The following is a 304-nucleotide window of genomic DNA, read 5'->3' as shown; positions in this document are numbered from 1 at the left end:
GGCACAGGCTGACCCGGCTCTGACCGAGATGCTGCGGCAGGGCTTTGCCTGGCAGTACCCGGCGGCAGAGCTGGCCCAATTGCCCGCTAAGGTCAGCGTGACCGGCATCGTCCACAAGGCAGAGCAGACCACGCTGGAGCGCCCGGGCTTTCTGGCAAAGGACGGTCTGACCGCTGCCGAGATGGGCACGGCCCTCCACGCCTTCCTGGAGCACGCCGATTTTGTATCGTGGTCAGCGTGGTCTCCGTGCTGATCGTGCTGATCGTCCTGCTGTTCACGTTCCAGTCGGTGGCAATGCCCATCC

1 protein-coding gene is annotated in these 304 nt (G+C 64.8%); it reads left to right on the top strand.

Annotation, left to right across the window (positions count from 1 at the left end):
* On the top strand, window positions 1–253 hold a 253-nt coding region (locus tag P0G09_RS18330), incomplete at its 5' end, for a hypothetical protein (RefSeq protein ID WP_275253384.1).
* Between the last annotated feature and the right edge of the window lie 51 nt (window positions 254–304).

The sequence above is a fragment of the Faecalibacterium sp. DFI.5.82 genome (genome assembly GCF_029076575.1).
GTDB lineage: Bacteria > Bacillota > Clostridia > Oscillospirales > Ruminococcaceae > Faecalibacterium > Faecalibacterium duncaniae.
Note: the sequence above shows the minus strand (reverse complement) of the source record. Positions and strands in the feature narration are given on the sequence as shown.